Origin of the sequence: Kordia sp., assembly GCF_965224175.1 — a bacterium.
GTDB lineage: Bacteria > Bacteroidota > Bacteroidia > Flavobacteriales > Flavobacteriaceae > Kordia.
In genome coordinates this window covers 3,569,199-3,586,896 of the sequence record NZ_OZ245041.1, presented here as the reverse complement: position 1 = coordinate 3,586,896, position 17,698 = coordinate 3,569,199, and the positions used below count along the sequence as shown (strand labels likewise).

Genomic DNA, 17,698 nt, shown 5'->3' with positions numbered 1-17,698 from the left:
TCAAAAAATGAAAAAATACATACTTCTTGTCGTTATCTTCACAGTAACCATCGCGAAAGCACAAGACACACCAATTTCTGCTTTTTTAGAAAAATGGGAAAACTCAAAAAATTATCTTGTAGAAATGGCAGAAGCAATGCCTGAAGACAAGTACGATTACAAACCCACAGAACGTCAAAAAACGTTTCGCGAACAATTACTACATATCAAAGGAAATATGGATTGGTTAAGTACCACTTATTTTTCAAAGGAAAAGAAAAAGAACGATGAGAAAGCAAGTTATACAACAAAGGCAGAAATTGTTGCCGCTATTAAAGAAGCATTTGACAATACATCTGCTATCATAAAAAAAGCTTCTTCAGAGGAATTGAAAGAAGTCGTCGATTTTTTTGCTGGTCCAAAAACTAAGTTACAAATCTTGAATTTATTACAAGACCATGTTACACATCACAGAGGACAAATCATTGTATATTTAAACCTAAATGATGTAAAACCACCAAGATATCGTGGTTGGTAGTAACTTTTATGCAAAAAGTGCGTCAGATATCGAATAAAATCCTCAAAAAAACAGAAACTTAGCAGATTCAGAAGCGTATCTCAAAAATTGCGCAAAATATTAGCTAAATTCGCTACAATACAATTTTTAAAGAAACATGACACTATTAATATTTTACGGAGTAATTTCTATTTTCTTTTCATTTTTATGCTCTATTTTGGAAGCCGTTTTACTCAGTGTAACTCCCACATTTGTAAACATTAAAAAGAAAGAAGGAAAACCTTATGCAGATGCTTTAAAAGCATTGAAACAAGATGTAGACAAACCTTTAATTGCCATTCTTACGCTCAATACAATTGCACATACAGTTGGTGCAATTTTGGTAGGAACAGAAGCAAAAAAATTATACGGTGACGACGATAGTTACGGTGTATTTATTATTTCTGTTGTGATGACGATCTTAATCTTAGTTGCTTCTGAAATTATTCCAAAAACAATTGGCGCTAAATACTGGAAAGAATTAGCAAATTTCACTACGAAGACACTTGGATTTATGGTGTTGATTTTAAAATACACAGGAATTCTGTGGATTTTGCAATTGTTTACTAAAATTATTGGCAGTAAAGGACACGGAGAAAGTGTATTGAGTCGTGAAGATTTTACTGCGATGACAGAAATTGCTACAGATAAAGGTGTATTTCAAGAATCGGAAAGTAAAGTGATTCGTAATCTTTTAGGATTTAAAGATATCTTGGCAAAAGATGTAATGACGCCGCGATCTGTATTGAAGATTGACGCTTCCGATAAAACAATTCAAGAATTTTTTGATGAAAACCCAGATTTGAAGTTTTCTAGAATTCCGATTCACGGCGAAAAAGAAGATGATATTATAGGTTATATCCTAAAAGATAAGATGATGGAAGCCATTATACGCGGAAAAGGTGATCAGCCTTTATTATCTATAAAAAGAGATTTATTGGTTACCGATCGTAATTTGCCGATTCCTGAACTTTTTGAAAAATTAATTGAGCAAAGAGAACATATTGCTTTAGTAGTTGACGAATACGGTTCTGTAAGTGGTTTAGTGAGTCAGGAAGATGTTATTGAAACTTTACTTGGTTTAGAGATTATGGACGAAAGTGATAATGTTGCCGATTTACAACAACTCGCTCGTAGAAGTTGGGAAAAGAGAGCAAAGAAATTAGGATTGATTGAAAAAAATAACCCAGAAGAATAAATTCTGCTGGGTATATTTATCATTGGTAAATTTCTTGTATAAACCACCAACTACTAACAACTTTCTTTTTTGTGTATTAATACATTTATAAATTTACAATTTTTTTTATAAATTATTGTTAATATATTAATTATTCACGCACAGCAAATCTATAAAAAAATTGCACTTCATCTGTACTTTTAATCTTTTTATCGATGAAGCATGCTTTTTAGTTCGATGAACACACATACAGCACATATTAAAACTCCTTTAGGAATTACAAGAATCATCTCTGATGGTGAAGGTATTTTAGAAATTTCTGTTTTAGACACTGAAACAGCCATTGAAAACTCTGAAATAATTCCGTCAGTTCTTAAAAAATGTATTGTCCAATTGGAAGAATATTTTGAAGGAAAGCGTACTGAATTTGATATTCCACTCACACCAAAAGGCACAACTTTCCAGCAAAAAGTTTGGAGTGAACTCAATAAAATTCCTTTCGGAAAAACGTATTCTTATTTAGAACTTTCTAAAAAATTAGGTGATGTAAAAGCAATTCGTGCTGTAGCAGCAGCAAATGGTAAAAATCCATTATGGATAGTCACTCCTTGCCATAGAGTTATTGGAAGTGACGGCTCACTAACTGGTTATGCTGGCGGATTGTGGCGAAAAAAGTGGTTATTGGAACATGAAAGTCCTGTAAAACAGCAATCTCTTTTTTAATTTAAGACTCGCAAAAACTATGTATAGAACCGCTACCAATTTTTTAAAAAAATTCATGTCGACCGCGGCAATTTTTAAATACGGATTCAATCTGTCGCCTATGTATCGTCGTACAACAGCACGTGTTATTGATATTACGGACGATATGAAAGCAGTAAAAATTAAAGTTCCGTTGAGTTATAAGAATAAAAATTATGTAGGTGCTATTTTTGGCGGAAGTATGTTTGCAGCCACCGATCCGATTTATATGATTCAACTGATGCAGATTTTGGGAGAAGAGTATGTAGTTTGGGATAAAGCAGCTACTATTCATTATAAAAGACCCGCAAAGGAACATTTGTTTTGTGAATTTATCTTTACTAATGACGAATTGGAAGCTATTAAAAAGCAGGTGAAAGAAACGCACGAAATGACTATCGAAAAGACAACATATTTAAAGAATAGCAGTGAACAGATTTTTGCAGAAGTGATCAAAACCTTATATATTGCTGAAAAGTCTTTTTATAAAGAAAAGCTAAAAAAACGAAAGCAAGCAATGTCTTCATAGTACAAACTTACCCTCATAAACGTACTAAAGTAAAGACTTATGTTACAGAAAATAAATTTAGAACACGTATTGTTTCTTGATATAGAAACGGTTCCTGAACATCCGTATTTTGATGATTTAGATACTGAAGAAAAAACGCTTTGGGAACAGAAAACAACCTATCAGCGTAAAGATGAATTTACTCCTGAAGCATTTTATGATCGCGCAGGAATTTGGGCAGAATTTGGCAAGATTATTTGTATTTCGGTAGGCTATTTTGCGAATAAAGGAGATATTCGACAGTTTCGAACGACTTCTTTTTATGGAGAAGAAGAACAACTACTTCGCGAATTTAAAGCATTATTAGAAACACATTTTAATAGACCTCATCATTTGTTATGCGCACACAATGGAAAAGAGTTTGATTTTCCATATATAGCACGCCGTATGATTATTAATCGGATTACTTTGCCTTTTAAATTGAATTTGTTTGGTAAGAAACCTTGGGAAATTGCACATTTAGACACCATGGAATTATGGAAATTTGGTGATTATAAACATTATACTTCGTTACGTTTGATGACCAAAGTATTGGGAATTCCATCTCCAAAAGATGACATTGATGGTAGTCAGGTACGAAATGTCTTTTATGAAGAAGGCGATATTGATCGCATCATTACCTATTGTGAAAAAGATGTCATTGCCGTTGCACAGATTTTACTAAGGTTACGCAATGAACGCTTGTTAGACACAGATGAAATGTTACATGTTTGATGAATATTAGTTCTCCATTTTCGAAGGCTTTAACAGCCTTTTTCAAGTTGAACACTAGACTCTTTTCCAAAATGTATTCGTAAAAAGTCTAGTGATCCTCTTTGTATTAAAATTGCTTTAAAAGAACTAGGAATGATTCATAAAGAAGTCCATCTGAAATAATTTTGCCTGTAATTTTTATTGCCTTATTCTGGTGGCGGAAAATTAGCCGTATTGACTTCTTGTGCTTGTGAAAAATTCACAGACAATAGTATAATTAGAATGAAAATTGATCTAAATATCATTCTAGTATATTTAAATGTTTCATGGGTTTTAAAACAAATACCAAAACAACAATCGCTAAGCTTATTCCGAGTAAACCTAAAATTCGCAGGTAACCAACTTCATTTTGATACGTGTATTTAAATGAAGGAAGATTTTGATAATCACTTTTTTTGAATTTTTGATTGTTGAACATGTATGTAATGAAGAAATTTCTCCATTCTTCAGCAAATTCTAAACTTTGATGTCTAAAGTTTTGATAATCTTTTTCTGAAGTTCCAGCCAAATCATTTAACGAATTTTGAACCGTTAATGCTGGCGAGAACCAACTAAACGCATGTACCCATTGATGCTGATTGTTTAATTGTGTTTCAAACTTTTTAACTACGGGACTTAGTTCTTCTTTTACCAAGTTTTGCGTTGCCATGTATCTGTGGTAAAAATTTCGTGTTTGCGTACTATCGTTAATAGCATATTCTGGATGATCTCTTAAGTAGTTATCTAAAATTTCATCTTGTTTTTTAGTTGCTGCTGCTTTTAGCGTTCGCATTTTATTTAGCATTAACGTTCGAGACGGTATTGGATATATTGTATTGCTTAGCTGATTTAAGACAGAAGGTGATAATAATACAAATAGCACCCAAAAACCAATAAGTGCGATGGCATTTTTGGCAGAACTACGAATCCAAATATTAGTAGCAAATGCTAAGACAAACCAAAATAACGCATATACTAAAATATAACTTAGCAGTATTACGAATGAAGTCCAATTTGCCGAGAAATTGAATTCAAAAATTACAAAGACAATTATGAGCGTACTAATGATACACAAGATTAACCAAAAAAAGCGCAATCCTAGTTTTTGTAATACCCAAACTCTTATGAGAATAGGTTGAGATGCCAATAACTTTAGTGTTCCGCTTTCACGTTCCGCAGCCAACACATTGAAAGAAAAAGCGATAATTAATAATGGCAATAGAAAAATGATTACAAAAGCCAAATCAAAGCTTCCAAAAAGTAATTGTACCGGACTTGTCATTTCCGTATAACTGATAGAAAGATCGTCTCCTGTAACCGTCGGTTCTACATAGTGAGCAAAAAGGTCTGATTGTCCTGTTGCTATAAAAGCAGTTGATTTTGCAGGCATATTTACTACTCTTGGCAGAGAATTTCCTATGACAACAGCTCTTGAAGGCAATCGCCATCTAGATACACTTACTTTGTGTCCTTTTTCAAGAGAATCTAATACACTTAATGTTGCTGTCTCTTGGGTTTTAAGTTCGCTTATTGCATTAGAAATATTGGCTTGACGTGTTTTAACTTTTTGAACACCATTGTATACAGCAAATCCAAAAAGTAAAAATAACAGTATACTGAGCAGTTGAATCCATCGGTTTCGGATCAATAGTAACCATTCATATTTAAAATTATATCTTAACATTTTAGAGAGATTTAGTGGTGAAAAACAACAAGGTGAAAGAGCCAACTAGCCAAACTAACATCATAAGCACACTAGATTTGTTTGTTTGAATCGTTTCTGACAACGATGGCGGTTCATAGGTAAACTTTGGTAGTTTCTTCCAAAATTCAGCATCAGCTTTAAAACCCCATTCTCCATATTTTGATTCTTTGGCAAAATGGTCATTTAGAAATTTTTGACTTTCAATTCGATAATTTTCGGCAGCATCTGAAAAATCCCAATGTGTATCATAATCTGTTTTTGCAATTGCCATGCTTAAAAATCGTGTAGATAAGTACGGAGAAATTGCTGCTAGTTTTTGATAAATACTACTTTGGTTTGCATACTGCGTTTTTAGGTAGTTATAATGCTTAAAGTAAATTTCAGCTTCATGTTCTTCTCCTTTTTGCATTCTGTAGGCATCATAATTAAATGGTAATTGACTCAAGCTGTCTACTCCATATTCTTTTAAGGTTTTTTCTTCCAATTCTTTTGCGGCTTCACTCCAAGGGTTATGACCATCTAGTCCTTGTTTTTTATCTTGTGTAATGTTTTCGCTAAATTCTTGCCTTGTCGGATATGGATATTTGTATTCAGCAAGATTGCTTGCTACTTTAGGCAATACAAGACATACTAAAATCCAAACGCTTAAGGATAATACTAATGCGATTCCAGATTTTTTTACGGATGCAGATATAATTAATACTAAATTGATAAAAATGGCATAATACACCATATATGTTCCAAAGAGTACAAATAGTGATGACCAATTAAAAACTCCAAAATCAGGCAAATTAGACAATAACACACCTGTTAATAAGAATAGAACAAACGCTAAAACAAATATTGGTGAAAAAATCGCCAACCATTTTCCTAAGACTATCTTCCATCCAATAGCTCCTTGACTGCGTAAGAGCGTAAGTGTTCCTCTTTCTTTTTCTTTAGTGACACTATTGTAGGAAACTAAAATTAATAGTAATGGAATAATAAATAGTAGTATAAAATCGGGAGTTAAATCGCCAAAACGTGCTAAACCAGTTTGATCGGAAGCAGCTATGAATTGAGCCTCATTTCGTTTGTGCGCTTCTAAGAAAATAGAAGTTCCTGTATACTTATCAACTCCTTGATCTATTAAAGATAAAGGATATTTAGGTTTGAATGCGTACGTACCATAATGCGCTGCAGAATGTGGATTTTTTTCTCCTTGATTGTCCCAAATATCTCTTTCAGTATTGCTAGCTTCAAGATATTGTTCATTTATATTTTGATAATGCTTAGTGCTTATATATGTAGCAATAGCCGTTAAAAATAATACAATGATAAAAGCAATACGAACACGACCGTCTCGCCACAATTCTTTGGTTTCTTTTTTGAATGTATCTAATACCATAACTATAAAGAATTATAAGACATTGTTTCTAAATAACTATCTTCTAGTTCTTTCAGAGAAAGTTCGTCAACTGCCCATTGATGTTTCAATTGTCCGTCTTTCATCACTCCAATAGTTGTAGCTACTTCTTTGGCTCTGAATAAATCGTGCGTTGCCATTAACGTTGCAACTCCTTTATGCCTTAATTTTTGAAGTAATTGTCCAAATTCGTTACTTGCTTTTGGATCTAATCCTGAAGTTGGTTCATCTAGTAGTAATACTTTTGCATCTTTTGCTAACGCAATTGCTATTCCTACTTTTTGTCGCATTCCTTTTGAATATTTAGAAACTGATTTATGAAAGGCAGATGTTTGCAATCCTGCTTCTGTTAGAAATGTTTCCAGTTCTTCTTTGTTGAATTTTTTATTGGCTATTCCTGAAAAATAATCAAGGTTTTCCAACGCTGTTAAACTTGGATACAACATTAGGTTTTCTGGAATATATGCTAAATGATTCTTGGTCAATTTAGGTTGTTCTATTACATTGATATCATTTATAAAAGCACTCCCTGAAGTAGGTTTTATAAACCCTAAAAGTAGATTGATTGTTGTCGTTTTTCCAGCTCCATTGGCTCCTAAAAGACAATAAATTTCACCTTTTTTTACTTGTAAGCAAAGTGAATCTAAAGCAGTCAAATCTCCATACGTTTTGGTAAGGTTATCTATTTGTATCATAAATATTGGTGTTGAATAATTATACTTTCATCATATAGCTTAGTAATATGATGAAGCGTTTTTTGATTGATTATGTGTATAGGTAAATGGATAGAAAGTTCCTAAGAAGGAATATATATTAGAATGCTTTGCAATGAAAATTGCAGCATCTTTTTTGTACTTAATAAATTAAATTATGAAAACTTTTACCCAATATTGTGTGCAACCGATGGCGGTGGCTTGTTGAAGAATTGACTCGCTTGGTAAGCTCTAGTTATAGGGTTTTTATATAATATGATGACTGGCTTATAAGTAGATTCAACATAACATATCGTATTTTCATATACCTCAGTATTGCAGTCAAAAGAATGTGTCTTGTTTGAATCAATAATTAAAATACAATGATCGCAATCTGTGATGTCATCATGAGAAAAAGCATGAGAAACTGAATGCGCAACACCTAATTTTATCAGAATAAAAATGATGAGCATGCAAACACTTTGCACTTTAAGTATGTTCGATTTAAGAATCACATATCAAAGCTAAGTAAAATATCTTTACAAAAGTGTTAATAGTATTTGGCGTCAAAGAAAATACGCTCGTTATGATCTTTCATAAAAAAAGCCCAAACACGAATGTTTGGGCTTTTTAAGCACTCTATATTTACTAGTTATTCTGGGTATTATTCTTTAATGAATTTCTTAGTTACTGTTTTTGATCCAGCATTAATTTGAATCATATATACACCAGCTCGTAGTTTTTGAACATCTATAGTTCCAGAAGTGATATTTCCTTTTCCTACTTGCTGTCCTACCATATTCATAATCGTATAACTTGCATTATCTTGAGTAGTTCTTACATTTAAGATTCCTCCTTTTACAGGATTTGGATAAATTTGAACTTCAAAAGAAGAAGATAATGTATTATCTGCTGTTGTTACATAATCTGTTGTAGCTGTTGTTGAAGAAGCTGTTAAACAGAAGTTTGTAGTGTCAGATGAAGCAAATGATCCACCTGAAGCTAATGTTGCTCCTGTATCATTGTTTGTTAATGTGAATGAACCATTTCCAAAAGAACAGCAGATTCCATCTCCATACGTATCATTGATTGTAAAGTCATAGCATCCATCATCTAAACATCCAACATCAATATTTAATGTTGATCCATCAGCTTGAGAAGCATACGTTCCTCCAGAAGCTACTACTGTTCCTCCGCTGTTAGTAATTTGCCAGCTTGTTTCTTCTGGGTAGTTATCAAATGTAATTGATAACGATACATTAGAACAAGAAGGTCCGCTTCCTCCGCTTGTTGATAAACTTACATCATCAATAGCAATATCTGCTTGCCATGTAGCTCCAGTAATTCTATTGAAACGTAATTGAACTGTTCCTCCAACATACGCTGCTAAATCTACACTAGCAGTTTGCCAAGAATTTCCTTTGTTTCCAGTTTCACTCCATAAAGAAGTCCATGTAGCACCATCATCATTACTTGCTTCTAGAGAAATACTTCCCATATCAGCTGCACCAAACATATGATAGCTAAAAGCAAACGTAGCTTGTGTTTCTCCGCTTAAATCAAAACATGGAGAGTTCAAAATTGCTTGTTTGTTAGGATATCCTGTTCCATTTCCTGATGCTTCCACAAAAATATAGTATGATCCTTCCGTAGCGCTAGATGGTCCTGTATTGTTTGAAGGTGTTCCTGAAGCATCTACTGTCCAATTGATATCATCTGCTGTAGATTGTGTCCAAGCACCTAATGTATTTTCAAATCCTTCACTGTATGGGAATGATGACACTTGACCTGCACAACTACCTGTACTAGCAGCATTTACATTTACAGTTCTAGAGACTTGTGTTGCTGCATTTCCTGCGGCATCACTTACGTTATAATTTAAAGTATATGTTCCTTCAACAGCTGTATTTACAGAACCTGTTACAACAATACTAGACGTTAAGTTACCATCTACATTATCTGTTGCTGTTGCTCCTGGATCTGTAAAAGAGTCTCCTACTGTTAACGTAATAGTAGCTGCTCCATTTAAGGTAATTACTGGTGCTTCAGTATCTGTTGTAACATCTACAACTGTTACTACTAAATCATCTACAGCAATGTCACTAGACCATCCGTCACCGGTAACACCAACAATTCTTAGCTTTACACTTTGTCCTAAATAAGCACTTAAGTTTACTGAGATTGTATTCCACTGGTTTCCTTTATTTCCTGAATCAGTCCATAAGTTTGCCCAAGAAACACCATCTGTCGAACCTTGTACTGTTAATGATCCTACATTAGTACCGTACATGTGGTTTTTGAAGCTAAATGTTGCTTCAGATTTTCCTGCCAAATCAAAACAATCGCTTTCTAAAATAGCAGTAGCATTAGCACCGATTTGCCCTGTACTTCCATTTGTAGAAGCTTCTAAAAATAAATAGTTAGATCCTTGTGCAGCAGAACTTGGTCCTGTGTTTGAAGATGGTGTACTTCCGCTTGTACGTACCCAATTTCCATCATCACCTGTAACTTGTGTCCAACCATCATTTGTTTCAAACCCTTCACTGTAAGGAAAAGCACTAACTGTTGTTGTACAAAGTGGTGGTATATCAGCAGTAGTAAAGTTTACAGAAGCACTGTAAGATGAATTTCCACTAGAACATTTGCTACGTACCTGAACTTCATATGATGTAGAAGCTGTTAATCCGCTTAATGTTGTATTATTTGCAGAAACTGCAGTTGTTGTCCAAGAAGAACTTCCTGTAGCTCTGTAACGTACATCGTATGTTGCTGCTGTTACTGCATCCCAATTTACGTCTGCTCCAGAAGTTGTAATTCCAGAAGTTGAAACTCCTGTTGGCGTTGTAGCATTACATACTACTGGTGTTCCTGTTAATCCTGTAACAACTAAAGAAAAGTCTTGACTTCCTCCAACTAAAGAACCTTTGTGTGTTACTGTAATTGTGTATGTTCCAGAAGCTCCAGATACGTCTACTCTTTCAAAAGGATCTACATTATTATCTTGTTGTGCATTTGTAGTTGCTCCCGTTAATTCGTAAGGGAAATATGTTGTTCCTCCTTTTGTAACTCTGATATCCAAATCGTTTACTAAAACTGGTGTTGTAGAATTTACGGTTGTTGTTGCCGTTCCAGCACGATCTGTCCAAGAAATAGAAGCTAATAATGGATTTGTTCCATCAGAATCAACTGTAATTGTATACGTTTGACCAGAAGTTAATGTTAGCTCTTCAACTTTAGTTTCATTTCCGTTATTTGTAATTGTTTCTGCAGCGCGTTTTGCGTTCATTAATCCCCATCCAAAAACGGCGTCAGGTCCAGAAGCTCCAGCATCATCTGCTGTATGCAAAACAACTCCTTTTATTGTTGCTGCTCTAGCAAAAGAACTATTTGTATTATTATAGTGTTGTTGTAATAATAATACAGAACCTGCTACATTTGGCGATGCCATCGATGTTCCTGTGATAGAATTATAAGCTGTATCACTATTTTGGTAGGTAGAGTATACATTTGTTCCATTTCCTGTAATATCTGGTTTGATACGGAAATCATCTGTTGGTCCTTCACTACTTGAACTATTGATTGATACTGAAACTAAGTTTCCACTTCCGTCAATATTAGCATCTTGTGCATTAGCAACTACTAAATTGTTTTTAGCTGTAGAGTGTCCTGTTAATTTATCAAATCCCGATCCTCCAGTTGGATTGCTATTTGCTGTATTGTCATTTCCATCATTTCCTGCAGCAACTACCATTAAATAGTTTGGTGCATTAAATAAGATCTCATCCCAATCACGTGATTCATCGATATATCCTCCAAAGAAATATTGTGGTAATTGTACTTGTCCTGTATTAGGGTTTCTGGCAGCAAAACCGTACGAGTGATTTGATACTAACATTCCGTTTGAAGCTGCATTGGTTGCTTCTGCTTTATCACTATTCCAGTCATGTCCTACAGCGCTTGCATGTGGTGCCATTCCTTTTGCTTCAGCAACAACTCCAGATGCCATAATGGTACCTGTAACGTGTGCTGCGTGAAAATTAAGAGAACCACTTCCATCACCTACTGTGTAACGGTTATTTCCTCCAGCTCCATCATATTCTTGGTGAGATGCTCTTGCAATTCCTCCATCCCATACATGGGCAGTCATGTTTTGTCCCATAAGGTTCAATCCTAGTCCACCGCCTGAGTTTAAGAAATTTGTTCGTGTCGATCGTGCAGCTGCTACGTTGAATGTTGTATAGTATACAGGAGTTCCGTCAGCAGTTACTTTTTGTAATTCAACTAAAGTTCCATCTGCTAATGTTTTTCTAATTTCCCAACCATTTTGTTGAGCTATTCGAATTGCATTTTGCTTTTCTTGTAGTTGATTTGTGGTAAATTGATTCTGTAATGTTCCAAGCTTTTGAACATCATATTGGCTTACAATTTTCTGCTTTTCAGCATCTGTTTGTCCAAATGAGGTTTGCGCAAAAAACATACCAAAGGCTAGTAAGCCTAGTGAAAGGTACTTGTTCTTCATGTGTTATTTTGGTTGTTATTAGGTTAATAATCGCTATAATGAATAAACCCTATAGATTCAGTATAGAATTAAACATATTTGGTGTGGAATATGCATTTTCAATGGTCAATCTTTGGGGCATTTTCATTAAAACGCGTCAAAAATGTTAATTTTTTATTAATTATTTAACATTTTATTTAATTTTTCGATGAATTACATATTTTTTTAAGAAATTCTTACACAGTTTGTTTTTTTTACGTAAAAACTACGCTAAAACCTTACTTATTTTACACAAGAAAAATGCCTGAAGCGCTTTTTTTACATTATTTTGTGGATCATTTTTTTTAACAAACTCAATTTGTTTGTGTACTTTTGAGTAATGCATACCTTATTAGATATACAAGATCTCTCCATTTCTTTTAAAAATAATGAAGTAATTCATGGAATCTCATACCAAGTTTCTTCTAATGAAATTTTAGGTATTGTTGGAGAATCTGGTAGCGGAAAATCTGTGTCTTCTTTAGCTGTTTTAGGCTTATTACCAAAAAAAAACGTAACCATTACTGGAGAAATTTTATACGATGGTCAAAATTTGGCAACACTATCTAATAAGGATTTTCAACGCTTACGCGGAAATGAAATTTCAATGATTTTTCAAGAACCTATGAGCTCTCTGAATCCTTCCATGACTTGTGGAAAACAAGTAGAAGAAATTTTATTACAGCATAAGTTTTGTACTAAGAAAGAGGTAAAAGACACAGTATTATCATTGTTTGAGAAAGTAAAATTACCAAGAGTTGATCAAATGTATCGTTCTTATCCGCATCAATTGAGTGGTGGACAGAAGCAGCGTGTTATGATTGCCATGGCAATTGCCTGTAAACCAAAATTGTTAATTGCCGATGAACCTACAACAGCATTAGATGTAACCGTTCAGAAGGAAATTATTTTGTTGTTGAAAGAACTTCAGCAAGAAACCAATATGGGTATTATTTTTATTTCACACGATTTGTCTTTGGTGAGTGAAATTGCCGATCAAATTGTGGTAATGTATAAAGGTGATATTGTAGAACGTGGAAAGACAGAAGATTTATTTTTACATCCAAAACATACGTATACCAAAGCCTTGTTACAATCGAAACCCTCATTAGATGTTCGATTAAAAAAATTACCTACTATTCAAGATGTATTGGCAGGCACAGTTTCAAACAGTGTAGTTTCAGCTGAAGCTAGAAAGCGTGATCATGAAAAAATTTACGCGAAAGCGCCATTACTAGAAGTAAAGAACGTATCTAAGTCGTTTTTTAGCAGTGCTGGCATCTTTGGTACATCTACGGAAGTGAAAGCCGTAAACAATGTTAGTTTTTCCTTATATGAAGGCGAAACTTTAGGTTTGGTTGGCGAATCAGGTTGTGGAAAATCCACGTTAGGAAATACCATTTTACAACTGCATAAAGCTACTGAAGGCGAAATTTTATATAATGGTGTCGATATTACGAAATTGTCTACATACGAGATACGTAGTTTGCGTAAGGAGATTCAAATTATTTTTCAAGATCCTTTTGCTTCGTTAAATCCTAGAATTCCAGTTGGAACTGCCATTTTGGAACCTATGAAGGTACATGGTTTGTATGCCAATGATGACGAGCGAAAAGAGAAAGTACTTGAATTGCTAGATCGTGTTGGTTTGGATGCTTCATATTATGGACGATATCCGCATGAGTTTTCTGGCGGGCAACGACAACGTATTGGAATTGCACGTACTATTGCACTGCAACCCAAGTTGATTATTTGTGACGAATCGGTTTCTGCTTTAGATATTTCGGTTCAAGCACAGGTATTGAATCTTTTAAATGAGTTAAAGGATAATTTTGGTTTTACCTATATCTTTATCTCGCACGATTTGGCCGTTGTAAAGTATATTTCCGATCAGTTATTAGTTATGAATGCTGGTCAGATTGAAGAATTGGGCGAAGCCGACGCCATTTACAACAATCCAAAATCTTCTTACACACAAACTTTGATTGACGCTATTCCTAAGGGCATTTAATCTTAATTTATTTCTATTACAGCAATTCAAAACTACTTTTCAGAAACTCAGTCTTCTACACTACTCTTGTTGCATTTAATTTTATGATACATAAATAACGTTATATCATGAAAAAACAAACATTAAAAAATTTATCATTACACAAAAAAACAATTTCTAGTTTAGAGAAATTACAGAAAATAAATGGAGGTGAAGATTCTTTTTGGCCAGATACCGTAAAGTTTTGTCCTATTCCTCCAGAACCTGAACCTCTTCCACCAACTAAATTTCCGGGAGACGTATGTGATATACCTACTTAATACATAAATTTTAGTATATAAACTTTTTTAAAAGAACTGAAGAATTCGTCTCTTTAGTTCTTTTTCTTTCAACTACATTTGAAAATTCTGTATCTTTAAGAGATATGAGTTTAACAAGAGAAGAAAAACGAGCATTTCGATCACTGTTATTTAAACACCAAGACGGAATTGCGATTACAGCTATTATTGCAGTACTAGAACAACATCAAGTATTTGATTTTTTAGCAACAGAAAAGACATCTTCCGTTGCTAAGATTTTACAAAAGTTTCCACAATTTCATGCTGGTTATTTAAATGTTGCTTTGCGAAGTTTGGCTTCTCAAGGGATTTTAAAATACAGTGTTACACCGCAAGAAGTATGCATAGAAACGACTTCGAAATTTTCTGCTTTTCAACAATATACCACACATTACGTTTATTTTAATGCGTTGTTTGTGTATTATTATGAACTTTTTAAAACTCCGTTTCAGTTTCCGTTGCCTGACTCTGATAATTTGATTGCTTATGCTTCCTATTTAACAAGCGCCAAAAATACACTGCAGCATGATGCGTATTTTTCTACCGAAGTTGCTTTGCATTTAGAAGGTGTTTTGTTAGCACCATTGCTCGTATATTTAGTATATCATGCGGATTTAGAAAATACTGAAACTTCATCTTTTTTAGAAGATCCTTCGCTTCAAAAAGTATTAGAATTGTTAGCTATGTACGATGGAAAAAGCTTAACTACCAAAGGTTCTTTTTTGTTTGACAAGAGTTATGCGTATGGAGTTACGACTTCGTATACGCCTATTATGCGCCATATGGAAACTTATTTGACGGGAGATTTTTTACCGTTTTTTGAGCAAGATCGTTTAGGGAATGAACAACATGTTTTTAGAGGTATGAATGTTTGGGGAAGTGGCGGAAGTCATGCTACATACTTTAATAAGTTTGATGCTGTTTTGGTTGATATTTTTAATAGACCACTTTCTGAGCAGCCCAAAGGAATTATAGATGTTGGCTGTGGAAATGGTGCTTTGTTAGAACATATTTTTGATTTAATTTGGAATAAAACACAACGCAGAGACGATTTGAGCAGTACTAAACTTATTTTGGTTGGTGCTGATTATAACAAAGAAGCGTTGTTAAGTACTAAACGAAATTTGGAGAAAGCTAACGTTTGGGCGGAAGTCGTTTGGGGCGATATTGGAAATCCTGCTGAGATTGACGAGAAGCTACAAACATTGTATGATGTTAGATTAGAAGAGTTATTGAATGTACGTTCGTTCTTAGATCATAATCGTCCATTTAATGTGCCCAACCAATCGTATACTGGTAACTTGTTATCTACAGGAGCATTTGCACATCGTGGTAAACAATTACACAACAGCGACGTTGCACAGAGTTTGGTAGAACATTTTGAAAAATGGAAACCTTATATTAAAAATCACGGATTGTTGTTTATTGAACTACATACAGTAGCACCAGACGTTGTTGCTGTTAATTTAGGCAAAACACCTTGTACGGCGTATGATGTAACACATGGTTTTTCTGATCAATATATTGTAGAATTGAATGTATTTTTAGAAGCCATAACCAAAGCAGGCATTCGTATTGATGCTACACATTCCTATCATTTTCCTAGTGATGAAATTTCTACCGTAAGTATCAATTTGATACAATAGTTATTTACGCTTTTTCTTCTTTTTAGAAACTTCTTCTGCCATGAGTAGGGCATTGTATGCATTGACTATTTTTCCTGATTTGGATAAGGAACTGAAAGGAATTTTTTTAGCAGGTTGTTTTTCTCCATATGGATACGGTTGAACTACATCGACATCAAATGAAATTCCAGATTTTAAGATAATTTCTTTTACTTCTATTGCCGATAAATTTGGATAATATGAGCGAATTAAAGCAGCAATACCTGCTACAATTGGCGATGCATATGAAGTTCCTGAATAGTATAAAGTGCGTCTTCTGTTCTGACAATAAATTTTATGTCCTGGTGCAAAAATGTCTACATTTTTTTTACTATAATTTGAAGATAATCGTACCATGGTAGAATCTGCTTTGTACGAGCTCGCTCCAACCTTGATAAAGTTTTTGACATATTCACCGTTTTCATCATAATCATCAGGATAATCAAACTCTTTATCCAAATCGTAACTCTTATTTCCTGCGGAAGAGACAATCAGTACATCATTTTTTTCTGCATATTGAAAGGCATCTTTGAGCCATTCAGGATGCATTGAAAATTCTTTGCCAATGCTCATATTTATAATTTTAGCACCATTATCTACAGCATACTTTATAGCTAAAGCAATATCTTTGTCATGTTCATTTCCAAGAGGTGCAACTCCTAAAAATATAACCTTAACTAAATTAGTAACACCATTTATCCCAATACTATTATTTCGAGAAGCTGCTAAAATGGACATAATTTTTGTTCCATGATGCAGTTTTAAAGTTCCTTCTACATTATTGTTACCGTAGTTCGTATCTGAAATATCATCTATATTATCATCTTGTATTTCCCGTTCGTTATACGTAAAACTGAACATTGTATTCAATTTTTTATTTTCTCTCTTTATACCTCTATCTGTCCATTTTACATCTATATTATTATTTAAATAATATTTCATATTTCCAATACGCATGTTTAAGATAGAATCTGTTGAGGTTTCCAACAAAGAGTCTAATTGAGATATTTTATATTCTTTTTTTGGGAAATATTTGGCTAATAATTTATCTGCTTTTATGAACTTATCCTTTATTCTAGTATACGTAGCAAGATCATCTTCTACTATTTTTTTTTCTCTGTTATAAGTGTCAATAGCTCTAAGATATTCTTTAAATTCTTTTCTTTGATTTACGGGTATATCTTTTAGCAGTTTGTTTTTGAAAAGAGTGTCATATCTTTTTATCACTCTTGTAAATGCATAATTTGTATAGGGAATAGAGCCTCCTTTAGTTGTTTGCAGAAAGTTCCAACCATATATATCATCTATATACCCATTATGATCATCATCAATATTATTGTTAGGAATTTCATCAACATTGATCCACACTTGATCTTTTAAATCTTTATGGTCTATATCGATTTCAGAATCAATAATCGCAACAATGATGGTGTCACCTTTCTTATTGTTTAAAAGTTCTTTATATGCCTTGTCTAAACTGACACCTAAAATTGAATCTTCATAGATATCTTTAAAATACCACGTTTTCTTTTCCTCTTCAGTAAGTGCTTGCTTTTTAACAAAACTAGAAGTTACTATTTGTGGTTTTGTCACTATTTGCTTTTGAGAAACACA

The 17,698-nt window shown here is 33.7% G+C and carries 14 protein-coding genes; 8 read left to right on the top strand and 6 right to left on the bottom strand.

The genetic code is table 11. From position 1 onward, the window contains the following. Positions 1-7: 7 nt before the first annotated feature. From ACOQOS_RS15565 to ACOQOS_RS15545, 5 genes are all read left to right on the top strand, one after another. On the top strand, positions 8-517 hold the full coding sequence (locus ACOQOS_RS15565) for a DinB family protein (RefSeq protein ID WP_420571389.1): 510 nt from the start codon (positions 8-10) through the stop codon (positions 515-517). Between the two features lie 136 nt (positions 518-653). Next, positions 654-1,733, top strand: coding sequence for a CNNM domain-containing protein (locus ACOQOS_RS15560; RefSeq protein ID WP_420571388.1), 1,080 nt, complete (start codon positions 654-656; stop codon positions 1,731-1,733). Between the two features lie 216 nt (positions 1,734-1,949). Further along, complete coding sequence (locus ACOQOS_RS15555) at positions 1,950-2,435, top strand: methylated-DNA--[protein]-cysteine S-methyltransferase (protein WP_420571387.1); 486 nt, start codon at positions 1,950-1,952, stop codon at positions 2,433-2,435. Positions 2,436-2,490: 55 nt separating this feature from the next. Then, complete coding sequence (locus ACOQOS_RS15550; RefSeq protein WP_420571386.1) at positions 2,491-2,982, top strand: DUF4442 domain-containing protein; 492 nt, start codon at positions 2,491-2,493, stop codon at positions 2,980-2,982. Positions 2,983-3,021: 39 nt separating this feature from the next. Further along, positions 3,022-3,735 carry a 3'-5' exonuclease gene (locus ACOQOS_RS15545; RefSeq protein WP_420571385.1) on the top strand — a complete coding sequence of 238 codons (714 nt, stop codon included), beginning with the start codon at positions 3,022-3,024 and terminating at the stop codon, positions 3,733-3,735. A gap of 280 nt (positions 3,736-4,015) precedes the next feature. Here ACOQOS_RS15545 and ACOQOS_RS15540 read toward each other — a convergent pair whose 3' ends face one another. From ACOQOS_RS15540 to ACOQOS_RS15520, 5 genes are all read right to left on the bottom strand, one after another. Next, a complete protein-coding gene (locus ACOQOS_RS15540) occupies positions 4,016-5,437 on the bottom strand; it encodes a DUF3526 domain-containing protein (protein ID WP_420571384.1) in 1,422 nt (473 codons plus the stop codon). A 1-nt stretch (position 5,438) separates the two neighbouring features. Beyond that, positions 5,439-6,845: an ABC transporter permease gene (locus ACOQOS_RS15535; protein WP_420571383.1), complete on the bottom strand. Its 1,407-nt coding sequence runs from the start codon at positions 6,843-6,845 to the stop codon at positions 5,439-5,441. Between the two features lie 2 nt (positions 6,846-6,847). After that, a complete protein-coding gene (locus tag ACOQOS_RS15530; protein WP_420571382.1) occupies positions 6,848-7,558 on the bottom strand; it encodes an ABC transporter ATP-binding protein in 711 nt (236 codons plus the stop codon). Positions 7,559-7,743: 185 nt separating this feature from the next. Continuing rightward, on the bottom strand, positions 7,744-8,028 hold the full coding sequence (locus ACOQOS_RS15525) for a hypothetical protein (RefSeq protein ID WP_420571381.1): 285 nt from the start codon (positions 8,026-8,028) through the stop codon (positions 7,744-7,746). A gap of 191 nt (positions 8,029-8,219) precedes the next feature. Continuing rightward, positions 8,220-12,074, bottom strand: coding sequence for a S8 family serine peptidase (locus tag ACOQOS_RS15520; protein WP_420571380.1), 3,855 nt, complete (start codon positions 12,072-12,074; stop codon positions 8,220-8,222). A gap of 358 nt (positions 12,075-12,432) precedes the next feature. On the opposite strand from ACOQOS_RS15520, the gene ACOQOS_RS15515 reads away from it, so the two are divergent. The 3 genes from ACOQOS_RS15515 to ACOQOS_RS15505 all read left to right on the top strand — a co-directional run bounded on the left by ACOQOS_RS15515 (position 12,433) and on the right by ACOQOS_RS15505 (position 16,066). Next, positions 12,433-14,103, top strand: a complete 1,671-nt coding sequence (locus ACOQOS_RS15515) for an ABC transporter ATP-binding protein (RefSeq protein ID WP_420571379.1) — start codon at positions 12,433-12,435, stop codon at positions 14,101-14,103. 107 nt (positions 14,104-14,210) lie between these two features. Then, entirely contained in the window at positions 14,211-14,402 is a 192-nt protein-coding gene (locus ACOQOS_RS15510) for a hypothetical protein (protein WP_420571378.1), read from the top strand. A 104-nt stretch (positions 14,403-14,506) separates the two neighbouring features. Next, positions 14,507-16,066, top strand: a complete 1,560-nt coding sequence (locus tag ACOQOS_RS15505; RefSeq protein WP_420571377.1) for a class I SAM-dependent methyltransferase — start codon at positions 14,507-14,509, stop codon at positions 16,064-16,066. On the opposite strand, the gene ACOQOS_RS15500 is transcribed toward ACOQOS_RS15505, so the two are convergent. Continuing rightward, entirely contained in the window at positions 16,067-17,677 is a 1,611-nt protein-coding gene (locus ACOQOS_RS15500; protein ID WP_420571376.1) for a S8 family serine peptidase, read from the bottom strand. It abuts the gene before it with no gap. Positions 17,678-17,698: the final 21 nt, after the last annotated feature.

What these genes read in the sequence shown, in the direction of transcription:
- ACOQOS_RS15565 (WP_420571389.1), top strand. Translation starts at nt 8, where the DNA reads ATGAAAAAATACATACTTCTTGTCGTTATCTTCACAGTAACCATCGCG.
- ACOQOS_RS15560 (WP_420571388.1), top strand. Translation starts at nt 654, where the DNA reads ATGACACTATTAATATTTTACGGAGTAATTTCTATTTTCTTTTCATTT.
- ACOQOS_RS15555 (WP_420571387.1), top strand. Translation starts at nt 1,950, where the DNA reads ATGAACACACATACAGCACATATTAAAACTCCTTTAGGAATTACAAGA.
- ACOQOS_RS15550 (WP_420571386.1), top strand. Translation starts at nt 2,491, where the DNA reads ATGTCGACCGCGGCAATTTTTAAATACGGATTCAATCTGTCGCCTATG.
- ACOQOS_RS15545 (WP_420571385.1), top strand. Translation starts at nt 3,022, where the DNA reads ATGTTACAGAAAATAAATTTAGAACACGTATTGTTTCTTGATATAGAA.
- ACOQOS_RS15540 (WP_420571384.1), bottom strand. Translation starts at nt 5,437, where the DNA reads ATGTTAAGATATAATTTTAAATATGAATGGTTACTATTGATCCGAAAC.
- ACOQOS_RS15535 (WP_420571383.1), bottom strand. Translation starts at nt 6,845, where the DNA reads ATGGTATTAGATACATTCAAAAAAGAAACCAAAGAATTGTGGCGAGAC.
- ACOQOS_RS15530 (WP_420571382.1), bottom strand. Translation starts at nt 7,558, where the DNA reads ATGATACAAATAGATAACCTTACCAAAACGTATGGAGATTTGACTGCT.
- ACOQOS_RS15525 (WP_420571381.1), bottom strand. Translation starts at nt 8,028, where the DNA reads ATGCTCATCATTTTTATTCTGATAAAATTAGGTGTTGCGCATTCAGTT.
- ACOQOS_RS15520 (WP_420571380.1), bottom strand. Translation starts at nt 12,074, where the DNA reads ATGAAGAACAAGTACCTTTCACTAGGCTTACTAGCCTTTGGTATGTTT.
- ACOQOS_RS15515 (WP_420571379.1), top strand. Translation starts at nt 12,433, where the DNA reads ATGCATACCTTATTAGATATACAAGATCTCTCCATTTCTTTTAAAAAT.
- ACOQOS_RS15510 (WP_420571378.1), top strand. Translation starts at nt 14,211, where the DNA reads ATGAAAAAACAAACATTAAAAAATTTATCATTACACAAAAAAACAATT.
- ACOQOS_RS15505 (WP_420571377.1), top strand. Translation starts at nt 14,507, where the DNA reads ATGAGTTTAACAAGAGAAGAAAAACGAGCATTTCGATCACTGTTATTT.